19 protein-coding genes are annotated in these 15,075 nt (G+C 36.4%); 8 read left to right on the forward strand and 11 right to left on the reverse strand.

Annotated elements, in window-relative coordinates; all coding sequences use genetic code 11:
• Positions 1-454: 454 nt before the first annotated feature.
• The 3 genes from AACS92_RS13600 to AACS92_RS13610 all read right to left on the reverse strand — a co-directional run bounded on the left by AACS92_RS13600 (position 455) and on the right by AACS92_RS13610 (position 1,385).
• Positions 455-769, reverse strand: a complete 315-nt coding sequence (locus AACS92_RS13600; RefSeq protein WP_099111499.1) for a hypothetical protein — start codon at positions 767-769, stop codon at positions 455-457.
• Positions 766-996 carry a hypothetical protein gene (locus AACS92_RS13605; protein WP_099111500.1) on the reverse strand — a complete coding sequence of 77 codons (231 nt, stop codon included), beginning with the start codon at positions 994-996 and terminating at the stop codon, positions 766-768. The genes AACS92_RS13600 and AACS92_RS13605 overlap by 4 nt, the downstream gene beginning before the upstream one ends.
• 62 nt (positions 997-1,058) lie before the next feature.
• Positions 1,059-1,385, reverse strand: coding sequence for a hypothetical protein (locus AACS92_RS13610; protein WP_099111501.1), 327 nt, complete (start codon positions 1,383-1,385; stop codon positions 1,059-1,061).
• 367 nt (positions 1,386-1,752) lie between these two features.
• Here AACS92_RS13610 and parM point away from each other — a divergent pair, with 367 nt between their 5' ends.
• Positions 1,753-2,730, forward strand: a complete 978-nt coding sequence (gene parM / locus AACS92_RS13615) for a plasmid segregation protein ParM domain-containing protein (RefSeq protein ID WP_099111502.1) — start codon at positions 1,753-1,755, stop codon at positions 2,728-2,730.
• 11 nt (positions 2,731-2,741) lie between these two features.
• On the forward strand, positions 2,742-3,299 hold the full coding sequence (locus AACS92_RS13620; protein WP_099111503.1) for a plasmid partitioning/stability family protein: 558 nt from the start codon (positions 2,742-2,744) through the stop codon (positions 3,297-3,299).
• Between the two features lie 303 nt (positions 3,300-3,602).
• On the opposite strand, the gene AACS92_RS13625 is transcribed toward AACS92_RS13620, so the two are convergent.
• Together AACS92_RS13625 and AACS92_RS13630 are read right to left on the reverse strand one after the other, a co-directional pair.
• A complete protein-coding gene (locus AACS92_RS13625) occupies positions 3,603-3,905 on the reverse strand; it encodes a type II toxin-antitoxin system RelE/ParE family toxin (RefSeq protein WP_099111504.1) in 303 nt (100 codons plus the stop codon).
• Entirely contained in the window at positions 3,895-4,155 is a 261-nt protein-coding gene (locus AACS92_RS13630) for a type II toxin-antitoxin system ParD family antitoxin (RefSeq protein WP_099111505.1), read from the reverse strand. The genes AACS92_RS13625 and AACS92_RS13630 overlap by 11 nt, the downstream gene beginning before the upstream one ends.
• 264 nt (positions 4,156-4,419) lie before the next feature.
• On the opposite strand from AACS92_RS13630, the gene AACS92_RS13635 reads away from it, so the two are divergent.
• Complete coding sequence (locus tag AACS92_RS13635) at positions 4,420-5,016, forward strand: recombinase family protein (RefSeq protein ID WP_099111506.1); 597 nt, start codon at positions 4,420-4,422, stop codon at positions 5,014-5,016.
• A 104-nt stretch (positions 5,017-5,120) separates the two neighbouring features.
• On the opposite strand, the gene AACS92_RS13640 is transcribed toward AACS92_RS13635, so the two are convergent.
• Positions 5,121-5,516, reverse strand: a complete 396-nt coding sequence (locus tag AACS92_RS13640; RefSeq protein ID WP_099111507.1) for a hypothetical protein — start codon at positions 5,514-5,516, stop codon at positions 5,121-5,123.
• A gap of 182 nt (positions 5,517-5,698) precedes the next feature.
• On the opposite strand from AACS92_RS13640, the gene AACS92_RS13645 reads away from it, so the two are divergent.
• Entirely contained in the window at positions 5,699-6,133 is a 435-nt protein-coding gene (locus tag AACS92_RS13645; protein WP_241538013.1) for a helix-turn-helix domain-containing protein, read from the forward strand.
• A gap of 105 nt (positions 6,134-6,238) precedes the next feature.
• On the opposite strand, the gene AACS92_RS13650 is transcribed toward AACS92_RS13645, so the two are convergent.
• The 5 genes from AACS92_RS13650 to AACS92_RS13670 all read right to left on the reverse strand — a co-directional run bounded on the left by AACS92_RS13650 (position 6,239) and on the right by AACS92_RS13670 (position 10,184).
• Positions 6,239-6,505: a hypothetical protein gene (locus tag AACS92_RS13650; RefSeq protein WP_099111508.1), complete on the reverse strand. Its 267-nt coding sequence runs from the start codon at positions 6,503-6,505 to the stop codon at positions 6,239-6,241.
• Between the two features lie 167 nt (positions 6,506-6,672).
• A complete protein-coding gene (locus AACS92_RS13655) occupies positions 6,673-7,017 on the reverse strand; it encodes a hypothetical protein (RefSeq protein WP_099111509.1) in 345 nt (114 codons plus the stop codon).
• Positions 7,018-8,000: 983 nt separating this feature from the next.
• Complete coding sequence (locus tag AACS92_RS13660) at positions 8,001-8,927, reverse strand: hypothetical protein (RefSeq protein WP_099111510.1); 927 nt, start codon at positions 8,925-8,927, stop codon at positions 8,001-8,003.
• Between the two features lie 250 nt (positions 8,928-9,177).
• Positions 9,178-9,414: a RepB family protein gene (locus AACS92_RS13665; protein ID WP_099111511.1), complete on the reverse strand. Its 237-nt coding sequence runs from the start codon at positions 9,412-9,414 to the stop codon at positions 9,178-9,180.
• Positions 9,415-9,608: 194 nt separating this feature from the next.
• On the reverse strand, positions 9,609-10,184 hold the full coding sequence (locus tag AACS92_RS13670; protein WP_241538014.1) for a DUF459 domain-containing protein: 576 nt from the start codon (positions 10,182-10,184) through the stop codon (positions 9,609-9,611).
• A gap of 178 nt (positions 10,185-10,362) precedes the next feature.
• Between AACS92_RS13670 and AACS92_RS13675 the strand changes: the two genes are divergently transcribed.
• Genes AACS92_RS13675 through AACS92_RS13690 form a run of 4 tightly spaced genes read left to right on the forward strand, consistent with a single transcriptional unit; the run spans position 10,363 to position 15,072 of the window.
• Complete coding sequence (locus AACS92_RS13675) at positions 10,363-10,767, forward strand: lytic transglycosylase domain-containing protein (RefSeq protein ID WP_193756985.1); 405 nt, start codon at positions 10,363-10,365, stop codon at positions 10,765-10,767.
• A 21-nt stretch (positions 10,768-10,788) separates the two neighbouring features.
• Positions 10,789-12,060 (forward strand): secretion/conjugation apparatus DotM-related subunit, encoded by a 1,272-nt coding sequence (locus AACS92_RS13680; RefSeq protein WP_099111512.1) that lies wholly within the window; start codon positions 10,789-10,791, stop codon positions 12,058-12,060.
• A gap of 11 nt (positions 12,061-12,071) precedes the next feature.
• A complete protein-coding gene (locus AACS92_RS13685; protein ID WP_099111513.1) occupies positions 12,072-13,001 on the forward strand; it encodes a DsbC family protein in 930 nt (309 codons plus the stop codon).
• 4 nt (positions 13,002-13,005) lie between these two features.
• The gene (locus AACS92_RS13690; protein ID WP_099111514.1) at positions 13,006-15,072 is read left to right on the forward strand and encodes a type IV secretory system conjugative DNA transfer family protein; all 2,067 of its coding nucleotides are present in this window, start codon (positions 13,006-13,008) and stop codon (positions 15,070-15,072) included.
• The last annotated feature ends 3 nt before the right edge of the window (positions 15,073-15,075 follow it).

Genomic DNA, 15,075 nt, shown 5'->3' on the forward strand with positions numbered 1-15,075 from the left:
ATGTCAATAAATATATTATTAATCATATAGTTAAATTAAAATTATCCAGATAGTGAAGTGGGTATTTTGGGTTCTTATGCGCGCAGCGCATGGAAGGCGGCTCACAGAAGCCACTGGGGATACCATCGCCGAACCGCCGATACAAAGGGGGGGCTAACCAGGGAGCAATGACACCCCCCATCCCTGCCAAGCTGTGAGCGAAGCGAACCAACCGCACAGATATAACAGCATCTCAAGAGTCGGACGGTCGGAGACAAAAGAACGTTAAAGCGACACCAAAGAGGCGGCAAGTTATCCACGGCATAAGAAAAGGCGAGCTGGCTTCCCGCCCCCTTAAAAGGGCGGGAAGCCGTAGCGTACGGGTAGGCGATAGTGGAGCGAAGCCGTACCTGCGCCTTTTCGCTTGCGGTGGGTAACTTACCGCCACGTAGAAAAAAGGTTCAATGCCTTTTTCCTACGTTCGCGTATTTTCAATAGCTGCTTCAACATCAAATTGTTGAGTCAAATCTTTAAAAGGTAACTTGTCGAAATCAATATTTCGTAAATTGTCAAAATAATACTCTTTTTTACCGACAAGATATCTTTTTGGCTTAATCCCTTTTTCTTTTTCAGAAATAAGCGGATCTGTTCGCTCAAAACGCAAAAACCTCAAATGGTAACGTTTCCCATCATAAAATACTTGAAACGTTCTAGAAAAACGATTTCCTGAAGACTTACTAAACAGTAGTTTTTCATGATCTATTTTTAGATCAAAATCTAACTTTTTCATTTTGTTACTTCTAATTTAAGTTGTGGATGATCACCTCTTAGCAACAAAAAGTATTCATACTCTAATTTACTCAATAACTTTCTTTTAGTGGCAACTTCGCTCTTACGATTAAACCAGGTTTTTATTGCTATACCTAAAACATCAGCCATTTCTTGATCTGAATAACCTAGTTTTTTTTGAGTTTCAATCAAAAAGTTATGATCTATAGAATGATACTTGTTAACCATTATAATACTCCTATATAACTAAAAAAGGGGCTTTTAAGCCCCCCTTTTTTCTTTTCTGTATTCTAGTACCATGATGAAAATTCATGAATTTTTTGTGGTGTTGTTTTATACGCAAATTCACACTCATCAATCTTAATACATGGATTATTACTAGAGTCTCTTATCTGTCGTTTTAACCGCTCACCAATAAAACAATTTGATGCTGGTTTTGTGTATCCCGACATGCTACTCGTATAACCTATTATTTTTTGTTCTATTTCTTGAACTACAATAGTCTTTTTACCGTGTATAGATATTACTTGGTAAAAATGTACATTTGTTTGTTCATAGCCATATTGAGAACAAAAAACATCACCAATAGATACTGTACCATTACGAAATACTAACATATATCTTCTCCTGCCATATGGCGTAAATAGTGGGTTTTCCCGTATCAAACAAGCACATTATTCCCTAAACGGGGAATAATGTCAAATTTCAACCTTGATTTGAACGTCTCCGCTTAGAATTAGATAAACACAACTGGTTTACATTGGGTATATATTAACTCATATAAATACCCAAAAAATCAAATAATGCAGATATAACGGCCATAATCGATGGCATCATTAGTTTATACATAAATAAAAACTTTCAAGTTTGGGTGTATTTTGGGTTTTGGGTTCTTTTTGGGTTTTAAAATTTATCATTTTGAGCTATATTGGGTAAAATAAAACATTTTATACACCCATATTGGACATACTGGAGCTAAATATAATGCGAAAAATTTTCTGTGATGATGGATCTACCGCCGTCAAATTGGCATGGTTTGATGAGACTGGTGAACTACATACCTTAGTTAGTCACAATTCCTTCAAAGAAGGATGGAATACTTCAGGATTCGGCAGCGAGAAAACTTTTAACTATTTTGCCAATGATGAAAAATATGCTTTCGATACACACAATCCGTCAGCCATGATCACCACAAATATTGAATATCAGTACGGGGTTGAAAATCTCCTAGCAGTACACCATGCTTTGCTACAAACAGGTCTAGCACCACAGGATATTGAGTTGTGGGTAACATTACCTGTATCGGAATATTTCACTCTGGATATGCAGGAAAACACGGAAAATATTAATAAAAAAATAGAAAATCTGAAAAAAGATATCACCCTAAATAAAGGGAAAGTGTTTAATATCAAAAAAATTAACGTCCTGCCAGAATCATTACCTGCGGCACTATCTTCATTAGAAGCCGATGATGTTAGTGATTTAGAAACATCATTGGTTGTCGATCTAGGTGGAACAACGCTTGATTGTGGAGCTATTTCAGGACGATATAAAAGTGTATCGAAAGTATCCGGTGAACCAGGATTAGGCGTTACATTAGTAACAACAGCTACAATGAACGCATTAAAACAAGCAGGAAGTTACACAAGTTATTATATTGCCGATCAACTGGTGAAGAATAAGGATAATCCCGAATTATTTGAACAAGTTGTTAATGACAATAGTAAGACCAGTGTAGTGAAAACGGTCATAGAACAAAACATAAAACGCCTGTCAGAACGGGTGATTCAGCATCTGAACAATCACTATAAAGGTGTTAACCGAATTTATCTAACTGGTGGTGGCGCTGCTCTTATTTATCCAGCAATTAAATCAGAATTTCCTTTACTGAAAGATAAAGTAAAAATCCTTCCAGAAGCACAATTAGCTTTGGTTACATCCATTGCGGAAATCAATCGCTGATAGGGGGGAATATGAGCGAAGAAAGACGCAAATTGTGGCTTTATCTTTATCCAGATGAACCGCATCAACAAGCCGCGATAGAGGCCATTGAAACCATACCGCAACGCCAGAGATCGGACTACTTTAGGGATAGCCTGGTTGCAGGAATTGCATTATCTAAGATGGATAAACGTCTGCCTACGCTACTTGCATTGCTGCTCGATGAGGGCAGCGATATTAAGACACTCAAGCGAGTTTTGCGCCTAGTATCGCCTGAATTTGAAACCAGTGGAGATATTGAGGGCAATACATTGATAGCCGTTGCATGGCAGAAACGCATAAAGGATATACTACAGCAAAACCAGCCCTGGACTGCATGGTTTGCTATAGGTAAAGAAGAATATGATAGGCTGATTCAAACACCTGAATCAGATGTTCAGGTTCGTGCCCTTTATGCTGCTAAGAACGGGGATACTACTATCGATGAAACCGGAAAAATACAGCCAGTCAACAAACAAAATACTCCTGTTAAAAAAGAGTCAGAAACATTGAATAATGCAAAAAAAATGTTTGGGGTGAAAAAGGAGTAATACAGTTATTTACTAGGGGGGCACGTAACCCCTAGCTGTAATGGTTCACAATCAGTCAAAATTGAACGCCTGATAAATACAAATTAGCATAATGAAAAGGATAGAGAGTTACTAAAATAGAAATAAATAGATGACGATTTTTATAACGAGGGGAAATATGATATGAATAACACAGACTGTAACTCTCAAGAGCAGATTATCAAAATTTCATTTAAGACACAATCATACCTGATAGGTATTGTTTAATAATCTACCCTGGATGATTATTGCAAAATCACTCACTTTAACTGTAAGTATCCACACTTAATTATCAATATGGCGGCTATAGTCCATAGATTGATGTAAAATCCTTACAACAAGTATCCCATCTTCAACTAAGCGAAAAAAAATAATGTGTGAACCTATTGGAAATGCTTTTAACCCAGGTCGAATACGGTTACAACTTCGAGCTATTCCGGGTGAACCAGAAAGCATGTGAAAAGCCCTATCAATATCTTTAATGTATCGCTCGGCTTTCTTCAAACCAAACTCTTGATAAGAGTAATCAAATATAGCTTCCAGGTCTTGAACAGCTTTGGGTTTTAGAGAAAATGTCTTACTGAGCATTGTGTATTTTACTTCTTACACTGGTAAGGAAATTATTAAGATCCCAAGTAACAGCTTCACCACTGCTATCGCCTTCATCTATTAATTGGCGTAGCACTTCCAATTTTGACTCAGCTTGCTTTTCCTGCAAAAGACGTAATCCCTCGCGAACAACCTCACTATTTGTTTTGTAAGTACCAGATTCAACAAGCCTTTCTACGAATCCTCTCAGTTCTTCACCGGTATCTACAGTCATTGTACGAGTAGCCATAATGCACCTCTCTTATATCGTTGATGGATATTCTATAGTATAAGACATATTCTTACAAATGACGTTAGCAACCCAATAACTAATAGTATCAATATCGATGTCATTTTCAGAATGACGACTGCACAGAATATCAAAAGTTGATCGCTACCAGTCCGAAAATGAACAATTTCGGACAGACGGGAATTAATATGTCCGAAAATAGGCTAACTTCATATCGTACACCTGCTATAATTCGTACATCTATTTCGGACAGGAAAATGTATCATGTCACGAGTTTTTGCTTATTGTCGAGTTTCCACTTTGGAACAATCAACACAAAATCAGCGTCAGGAGATCAAAGCTGCTGGATTTAATATCCAGGCACATCGAGTGATAGAAGAAAGTATCAGTGGTTCAGTAACCGCTTATGAACGACCTGGTTTTAATCGCCTGCTAGACAGGATGGAAGCAGGCGATATTTTGGTTGTTACAAGGCTTGATCGATTAGGACGAAATGCAATGGATGTCAGAAGAACAGTAGAAGATTTGGAAAACAGAGACATTCGGGTTCACTGTCTGGCACTTGGCGGTGTGGATCTGACCAGTTCGGCAGGAAAAGTGACAATGCAGGTTATTGCTGCGGTGGCCGAATTTGAACGTGATTTGCTTATTGAGCGCACTCGCTCAGGTATTATGCGGGCTAAAGCAGCAGGAAAACGCTTTGGTCGTCCCCCTGTACTGAGTGATGAGCAAAAAAAAATAGTGGTCGAGCGTTTGAGAACAGGAAATAGCGTTAGCGCAACAGCTCGTGAATTTAATACGACAAGGCAGACGATCCTTAGAGTAAGAGCTGCAAATACTGAACTACAAAGAAACAAATAAAGGTGCTATATGGTGGAAGGTACGTAAAGCTACGTATAAAGGAATACCCATTAATCATTTGAAACTTTCTTTCAATCATCAATGGGCTAAATAGTTTACTACAGTCACACTACATTATCTTTCAGGTGGGTTTTAATCAAATTTTGTGCATCTACTTTAAGTTGAATATAGTTTCTGATATCACTAACGATAGTATGTCTAACGGCTGGCCTAAATTTTAACACCTGTACGACATCGAGTGGGTGCTCATCAACTAACTCTTCTGAGTCGAGAATATTATATAAAACATATATACTCAGTCCAGCAATAGGCACTTTATCCTCTGCACATGAATCAATGAATTCTATCACCTGTTTACTTAGTTCTGATGCTGATCCATTCCACGGCAATCCTCTGAATTTATGAGCAATAAAATCACACAAATCATAGTTTATGGGATCATCCTTTATATCATTTTTATTAAAATCATAATCTTTGAGAAAAAACTTTTTTTTCGACATATAAAACACCTCTTTTTATTTGATTTTTTTGAAAAAAAAGCCCTACAAATAGGGCTGTTGGCAATAAATAGCGTTCATTCACTGGTACTTGTTATAGTTAATATTTGTTATTATTCCCTGATGTTACAAAATTATTACAAGGGCTTATCTTGTCTATTAAAAATCACACATAGATACATTAATTGCTTCTAGAGGCAAAACAAGCATCTAGTACGCATTTTGTAACAGTGGTAGTTAATAGTCAAGTTAAACTTAAATTTTATGAAATGAATACAAAACGACTATTAGAATCAAGAAAAGCTAAGGGACTTTCTCAACGAGGTCTAGGCGAAAAACTAGGTATAGAGGATGCGGATATTGCCAGGACAACTATCTCTAGATATGAGTGTGGACGCGCTACACCTTCATATAGCACCGTTTGCAAAATAGCTGATATTCTAAGCGTTCCTCCATGCTATTTTTATATAGATGATGATTTTTTCGCTGAGCAAGTTCTAAGATTATATAAAAAAAGTAATACTCCATTAGAAAATGAGTTAATGGTTGCTAAAAAAACAATATTGCAATATGAAAATACGTTCAAAGCCATGATCGAATTAATGCCAAAATTAAAGTAATGAGGTATAAAGCCTCAATTCCACCATCCTAAATGCACCCCCTAAGCGCCCCGATATTTTTTGGCGGCGCTATGCAAATCTAGGGCAATATAATACTCTTTTCGGTCAAATAATTTCTCCGTGTTTAACATGAACATCTAAATTAAACCCCTTAAAAATAAAATAATCTGGATCATAGAGTACGAGGAAACGCGGAAGTATGAAAGACATTGATAATAAGATGAATATTATTTTCTTACTTGTTTTTTCGGCTTTAAATGTCAAATAAAAAAAGAACAATCCAAAAATAACAAAAATAGGCCATAAAACTGCTCCAGTTAAAGTTGTATACAATAGAGTATATAACTCTAAAACAGGTAATACATGCTCCATATATTAATAACCTCATTATCAGGTAATGTGTGCCTAATTTAGCTTTATACGGGGTTTGACGACCAACTAGGCGAAAAACTACGTTAGTATAAAATATTAAGACTATTGATACCTTATGTCACGATTCAAAAATGAGTATAAAAAATCCTATTGTTTTAACTTTGAGATCAAATAGTATCAATTTCAACTTTTGATACTTTATTAGTTTGGTATCCTTGCAAACAAGGGATATATTTATCCTCAAACGGTATTAATCGCTCCAGAATACGTTGATCTGAAAATCCCACCAGAGATACATTAATTTTCCTTTTCCGCCATAACATCATTTGGTTTGCTGCCTGCTGTGCTTCTTCAAAAGATGACCAATACAAGAGCCTGTTATCACGTTTTGGGGGGAAACCAGACCAGCGTCCGTTTGTATTTAAGTGGCGTTCTGTCTCTCTGCCTAATGTATCTCTTTCTCGCTCCATACTCTTATGAGCGGAGGGAGATAACATATAAACTTGATACATAACATAATTTCCTTGTTATAAATTTCAGATGAACTTATCGAGGGAATGGGCCCAAATCCCCTACATAGATTTGAGCTATTTCTGCACTGAGTTTTAGTTAGTACATTAAAAGTATACTTAAATTGCACTGAAAATTGAGACTTAAATGCCTCTGCTAGCCTACGATGGAACTTTTCGCTGAATTGGGCGCAATACCCCGGATAGAAGAAAGAATTTGTTAGATCCTGGCGACACGCTGCATTTTTTGAAATTGGTCGTCTTTTGACTGATTATTAATTACTTGATTTATATTTTAAATACGGAATTAATTTATTCCCTGAGTAGTCTATTTGCGGAGCAAATATAAGGGGCGAGAGGATGCCTAAAAAGCATCATAAGCTGAATCGCCCCGAAGCAGAGCATGAGGTACACTTGCGTAAGAAAGTGTATCTTATGCGATTGTAAGAGCTATAATCAGCATCGAAACCTCTCCCATCCTGTAGAGCTATCTCATATAGCATGTAAAAAGTGGCTAATTTGAGCCTTCAAAGAACGCAGTTAGCCGACAAAATAGCGTAGCTATGAATGTCGGATGTACTGCGCGTGTGAGCGATAGCGAACTACGGGCGCAACTGTGATTGCTAAACTCATCGCGGTTCTGAGCGGCAGCGGTAAAACCGCTTGCAAGCGAAATCATTTTTTTTAAGGTATTGGAGTAGCAGGGGGTTAAATACCCCTGCTAACTCCCTATTTATAGGGTCGTTTAGTTCAGAAATAAACTTCGAAATTAATATATTTCAAAGAAATTAAATCGAAATTAAAAGAGTGTTATTTATACAGGCCGAACTTAGTTGTATTTTTTGTGAACAAAGATATAGGGGGTATTCTTAATAGGGAAATTATTCTCTCGGAGCTTAGTTAGTCGCGTTTAAAAAACGACCAGTCATTTAGTCTTAATAACACGAAATCCGCCAGTTAAGGCGGTAATTCAAGAATAAGAAAATTTACTTATCAGGAAGATGTTCTACATACACCTGATATAACTCATCACTTGAAAGATCAGGATATTTACTCTTAATATCCTTTTCAAAAGACATCCTTTCAGCTAATGGCTGTTGTTGCACCCAATTTTGGTATTTCTGCCAATAAAGCCTTTTCTCATCAAGAACAGGCATTGTCGCTTCAATCAGTCCCTTACGCTCTTCCGCCGCTTTTATCGCATGTTGACGCTCATTTTCTAATTCTTCATCACTTCCTATTACTAATCGTTTTAATTTTTTAAGTAAATTTTTTAGAGAATGCTGATTATCAAGAGATGCCACATTAGAACGTGCTAGACGTAAGACGTGTTGAGCATAGATTTGATCATAGGATTTTCGTAACCCTTTTTTCTCCATCCAGAGCCTAAAACGTTTAAGAACGTCTCTCACCTCAGAAAGAGTAAAACCAAGCCCCATAAAAAATTCAGGCCGAATCCATATACGCATAGCCTTGTTCTGTTTGGCTTCGTGATCAAAGGCTCTATGTATGATAATTAGTTTAGATTCTTCCCAATCATGCAGAGCATGTAGTATGGGGTCATAGCTTTTGCGACCACTCTCATAGTGAAAAAGCTGGCCGCAAAGTTCAGCTAACTTTTCAACTGAGCACATGACCTCAAAGAGATATTCATTATTCGGATTATAGTCAGCATAAGCAATCAGTGCTAAAGCTAGTTCAGAAAAGGTTTCACGCCGTTCAGAGCGTATAGAAACTCGTTGATTGCGGTCGCAACGTAATTTATAGAGAAAAGAATTACGACTCCAATCGTGTACTTTTAGTGCTCCGGCCAAACGGCGAACAAGCACTACATCAGGTAAGCTACCTGTATATTTTGGGGTATAATGACGATGGATCTTCGTTTTGTTATGCGGTTGTTCTAGATTATACATCCCAGCCCGCGCTTAGGCCGGTCACTGGGTATTGCATTATATTAGACATGTATTTATACTCCCCACTAGAACAAAACAATTTCTAGTAGTTCTAAGTTATGCCCCGTAATTCTGTGTCTAACCGGCCAAAGTTGAAACAGATTGCGGGGTTTTCCTTTTAAGGCGCTTTTCACCTTATCCTGGCACACTTCCGGCTGTGCCTACCAAATATAAAAAGAATCTATCACTTCAAACAAAGATGATCAAGAATCTACTTCCAATTTTGTCTGGCTTGCTCAAGCAATAGTGTTAGATAGCCAGATTGCGTATAACCTTCTTTTCTACAAAAAATTACTAATTCATCTTTAAGCTCTTTCGGGATAAATACTCTTAACTCCTTGTCGTCATTAGCAATTTTTTTTTGCTTATATCGATTATTATAGTCGCTCTGAGTTTGTGGATTTCCTTTTCTGTACTCACGCTTTTTCGCATTATTAGAGTCAGGCATTAAGTACCCCTTTTATTATCCCTAGCTATAAAAATCAGAATCATCTGTATGAACTAACTACTTTACGGTAATACTTCTTGCAGAAGCAAATTTTTTAAGCCTTTGACAAAATTTTCGTCGGTTTCACTCAAGATCAAAAATACCTTTAAGATAAATTTTCCGACAAAGTATAGGTGATAATCGATGATACCTTACTAAATGCTCAATAATCGCACAAACAAATCAGCTCCATATTCAGTAATATGAATACCATCATTTGTTCTTATAGCTTGTCCATTTAAAGAACCTATGTAATGTTGGCCTAACGCGTCTCTCATATCTATTGTGGCTATCTGTTCTGCTGAAGCGGCTAATTGAATTGCTTCCCTTGTGTTACCTAACATGAGATTTTTCTTTATCTCCCTAATAGTAGGAGGCAAAACCCAAACAATATAATTATTTTGTTTTTTTAATTCACGAATTAAATGAATGGCTTTGTTTCGATAATCAAATATTTCGTGCTTACTGATAAAATCATTTGTCCCTAGCACTAAGTAAACACAATCATAGTGTCTAATTTTTAAAGTCTTAGCATAGTCAACCCAATTAAAATCAAGTTGATTTTTAAGTCCTGAACCTACTAAATATTTTGCATCAACAGGACGATCTTTTTTATAGCTGATAGCCACCTGGTAAGTAATAGAATCCCCTAAAAAAATAGGCTTAGAATATGCAGAATTTATAATTAAAAAAAACAATATAAAGAAAAATCCCATTTCCATTTTTCGCATATGTATCACCTTGAAAAGTATTTATAGAGTACAATATTTCATGGGTAATTATTTGTTTAATAATGTTATTAATTTCATGTTTTGACATACTACATTGTATTTTAATTTAATATTAATTTCTCATGTTTTGTCACATATGATACAATTATTTTTATGTTTATTTTGTGAGGATTTAGCAATGATTGACGCATTACCTCCTGATAATTTAATGATTACCGTTCCCGTTTGTATGCAACAAGCCGCCGAAAGATTCCGTATTCCTTTGCGTGTTTTTATTGGTATCTGGAAAACAGAAGGAGGGAGAGTTGGTATGAAAAATAAAAATAAAAATGGGACTATTGATCATGGTGCTTTTCAAATAAATACCACTTGGGCTAAAGAGCTAGAAAAATATGGGATTACCTCAGTTCATCTAACTAACGATTTTTGTATATCCGCCTATTCATCAGCTTATATTGTCCGTTATCGCATCAATGAAGCAGGGGGTGATTTTTGGGATGGTGTAGGGCGCTATCATTCAAAAACTCCATCTCTAAAAAAAGCATACATACAGCGCGTTTATAAAAACTCAATCAACTTTTAAGCTGTAGTTTCAGGGGGTTGCGTGAAAGCCTTACCAACAGAACAACTTATCGCTCTTTTAGGATTTGTCCTCATATTGCTATTAACGTTAGCCTGGATAACGGCAGGGGCTTATATAGTTAATATATACACATTCATTACCTATCATACTTATGATCTATTTCCTAATTATGAATGGATTGAAAATATTAAGGCCATGCTTAAAAGTGCAAATAGGAATGCCAACAATGTTTCATTAATGAACTTCTTTTATATTATTAATCACTCAGGGTGGCATTACGCTATATTATTTTCACTTTTCTCTATTTTTATTTTTTTCAAAGTGAAAAAATCTGTTCATTATCGTTTCAATAGACAATTGAATGTTAATCAGTTAGCGCACATCATTGTAAAAAAATCCCCCTCTATTGCTCATGTATTGGCTAGATATGCAAACTTCTCCGATCAATTACTAAATCATAGTGATGAAGAATCTAAGTCTCCTTTAACACCTATTGAATTTGCTAATCTGCATAACTTGATTGATAAAGAAAAAAAATCTTTCAGAAAATCAGAAGCAAGAAAAATATTCAGACAACAAATTAACTTTAACTCCATGAAAGAAGGGCAATTACAACTCAAAGACTATGAAAAAGCTCTAGCTGCAATATTTTTACTCGCAAGATTTTTCAACGATTATGTAAATGCCAAGCAGTTATTGAATCAATTAAACTTATCTTGTTTAGAAACTGAAGATGCGTTCCCTAATTTCCTTCCTGTAATAGAACAATGTGAAATTGTTTTAAACACCAAAGAGTACCAAAGTTTCTCTTCAAATTATCGTAGCTCTAGAACCATGCTTTATGCACTTTTAGATGCGGATCTATCAATTCCACCGGCACAATTTAGATGGTTAAAAGGGCTAGATCGCACTTTATGGATGGCCTTAACCAGTGTTGGCCGTGGCAAGAAATTTGTTGAAGGCGCTGGGGTCATTGCGTACAGCATTACTGAAACCTGGCTAAGCGACAATCCAAAATATAAAAATCTAGACATATCTCCAACTGTAAGACCAGCTACAAACGGTTTAGAGGATGATTTGATAAGAGAGGGAGCGGTAAAACGCTACAAGCCATATTTAGCAAAAGGGCAATTCCTTTACGTCAATGATATCGAATCAATACGTTTACAACAGCAACTAGAAGAAGATAAGGAAGTAAAAAAAGATAAAAACTTAAAAGATGATATTCAGCCCAATAAAAAAACTCAAAGCAGTTCAGAAAAACCTGAAATAGAAATACCACCATTTTTTTGACGAGGTGAATTATGAAAGTTTCCATTAAAAATAATATTCTTTTTTTAAATGCAAATGGAACAGTAGATAAAGAAAAATCAATATCTGTTCCCATATCAAACTATAGTTTATTTATAAAAAATGATAACGGTTATAAATTATTTTTAAACTCTGACAATAGACAAGAATTAGTTAATGTTTTTGAAAATGAACACAAAGCAATTCAAGCAGTTGAAGAAGTAAGAAAAAAAATTAGGAATTATTTTGCATTTAAGCGAGTTATTAAAGGGTTTAACTATATAATTTATCCCGTATTAATAGTTGGATTCACTCTATCTATTAACGGCGCTATAACCAATGCTGCATATTTTTCAGCACAATACCAACAGGTTGGAATGATGCAACCAGGAATAACACAATATGAGTCAGCAGCTCCAGCGCCAACCTCAATAACACCAAACAATTCAGTAATGGCTTCAGTGAACACACCAGATGCTCAAAAGCTATTAGATTCACTTAAACAGGCCGCTGCCACAGGTAAATTTTCTGTCAAATTATCAAGCGGCCATGATAAGACTTTGTATGTATTTTCTGATCCGTTATGCCCTTATTGCCAGAAAATAGAGCCAGATTTGGAAGAAGCCGCCAAGCATTTTAATATCGAAATCTTTCCAGTTTCAGTTATTGGCCATGAAAAATCCGCACCAATTGTTGAACAAGTATTAAGCACATCAGAAAAGTACAGGGTAACAACCTGGAAAACAGCTATTGAAAATAAACCATTATCTAAAGATGTGGAGATCACAGACGAAACGAAAAAATTTGCTGAAGCAAATAATGTGGCTTTTTCTATGATGAACTTACAAGGTACACCAACAATCATTTCAGATACCGGTTATGAAGTGCCTCAACGTCTCATACGAGATATCCCAGCCTTAAAGCACCAACTATCTCAGGAGTGATTTTATGGCTGAAGAAATACAGACTCCCGAAAAACGAGATCCCATAGGAGACTTTCTTATCACACCAGGTAATCTAATGATTTACCTGGTCATAGCCTCTATTTTGTGTCTTATATTCCCAGCTATGTTGGTCTTTATTGCACCAGTTACTTTAGCTTGGTGTTCTTCATATTTCAGTCAGCCAGAAAAACTTCCCCTACGATTACCTTTTGATGCAGAGGTTCTTGATCCATCTTTATCAGTGGAAACTGCCTCTGAATCAAGATTCTTAGGGATTAAATTTGTAAAAAAAATTTTCCGGGCTGCTAAAGCGAACGGTAATATTTTCTTAGGTTTTTCCCGCAAGGATAAAGCAGGGAAAGAATTATGGGGGAATGACAACGATCTTTTACGTCATGCCGCCGTATTAGGAACAACAGGTTCAGGAAAAACAGAAGTGCTTTTAGGCTTCTATTTACAAACGGTTCTTCACGGCGCTGGTGAGGCTTTTATTGATGGAAAAGCTACAATGGCATTGCCTTTTGCGCATTGGTCATTAGCGAGGCGTTTTGGCCGTGAAGAAGATACCTATTATGTAAACTTCATCACTGGTAATTCTGATCGTTTCGAGCATTTAGTGAAACAAACAGATCTTGAAACTATCACACGTAACCCGGAACTTGTTTCTAACACAATAGCGCTTTTCAATTTAGCAACACCAACGCTAATTATTAACTTGTTACAAACGATGTTACCCAAAGTTGGGGGGGATTCCGCTTCATGGCAAGAGTCGGCTAAATCATATTTAGAAGCCCTGATTAACGCATTATGTTATAAACGCGCCAGAGGCGAACTCAGTCTAAACCAAAAAGTTATCAGAGATCATTTATCACTACATAACATTGTTAATTTGTATAACGAAGCGAAAGCTAACAATTGGCATCATGACGGCTATTCAGCTTTAGAAACTTACTTAGAAAACTTACCTGGATTTAATATCCAACTACGAAATCAGCCTGATATGTGGGCGAAAGAAGCATTTGAACAACATAACTACCGCTCCAACCAGTTTGTTAAATTGTTGAACTTCTTTTCTGAAACATATAGCCATGTTTTCCCGGATGATAACGGGGATATTGACATACAAGACGTTCTCCATAATGGCCGCTTGCTGTGTGTTTTAATACCAGGTACTGAGTTATCTCAAACAGAAATGCAAACCATTGGCGGGATGTTTATTAACCTGTTCAGGATGTCGGTCACTAAGGATCTCGGCAATAAAATTGAAGCAGATAAAGAAACGCTAGAACGCGCTGAAACACGTTATTTTGGCTTTCCGTTTCAATTTAAATTTGATGAAATCGGCCAATACTTCTCACGGGGCATTGCTTCTCTTTTCGCTTTAATACGAGCGTTGAAATATAGCGGTGTATTTGGTACTCAGGATTTACACTCTATGTCGAAAGTCGATAAAGCGGAAACATACAGTGTCTTAGGAAATACCAGGGTTAAGTATTTTTTAGCTATTGAAGATATGGGGGAAACATTTTCAAATGTAGAAAAAAATGTGGGTATGGCTAATGTCGCAGACGTAAGCAGTATCAAAGATAAAGGGAGCGTATTTTCTTCAGCTTCTGAATTGTCAGATACCTATCAAATCAGAGAAAAAACCCGCGTTGATGCTAAAGAGCTTAAAGGGCTTAAACCAGGAGAAGGGTTAATATCTATTGAAGATATGCTGGTCAGAAGCCGCGCTTTTTACATTAAAGAAGAAGAGAAAACATCTAAGACGTTAAATCTTCGCATTAATCGCTTTATTAACATTGAAAAACCATCTGTCAAAGCCTTACCGTTAACATTTCCTGTACTTCAGGAACGCAAGATCGTTCAACTGAATGAGTTTAGAACCCCTCTAACTAGCCTATGGGAAAACTTAGAAAAAATTCATGCTGATTATCGGAGAAATGATATTGAGGCTGAAATAGCCAGTGTCCTACTATTTGAACAGGCTTACGAGTTTTTCAATCAACTTGATAGAGTTGATGCACCTTGTTTTGCAGAAAAAGAAGATGAATTTGAACTGTTACTATAAGGG

Origin of the sequence: Xenorhabdus sp. KJ12.1 (assembly GCF_963876495.1) — a bacterium.
GTDB classification, from domain to species: domain Bacteria; phylum Pseudomonadota; class Gammaproteobacteria; order Enterobacterales; family Enterobacteriaceae; genus Xenorhabdus; species Xenorhabdus stockiae.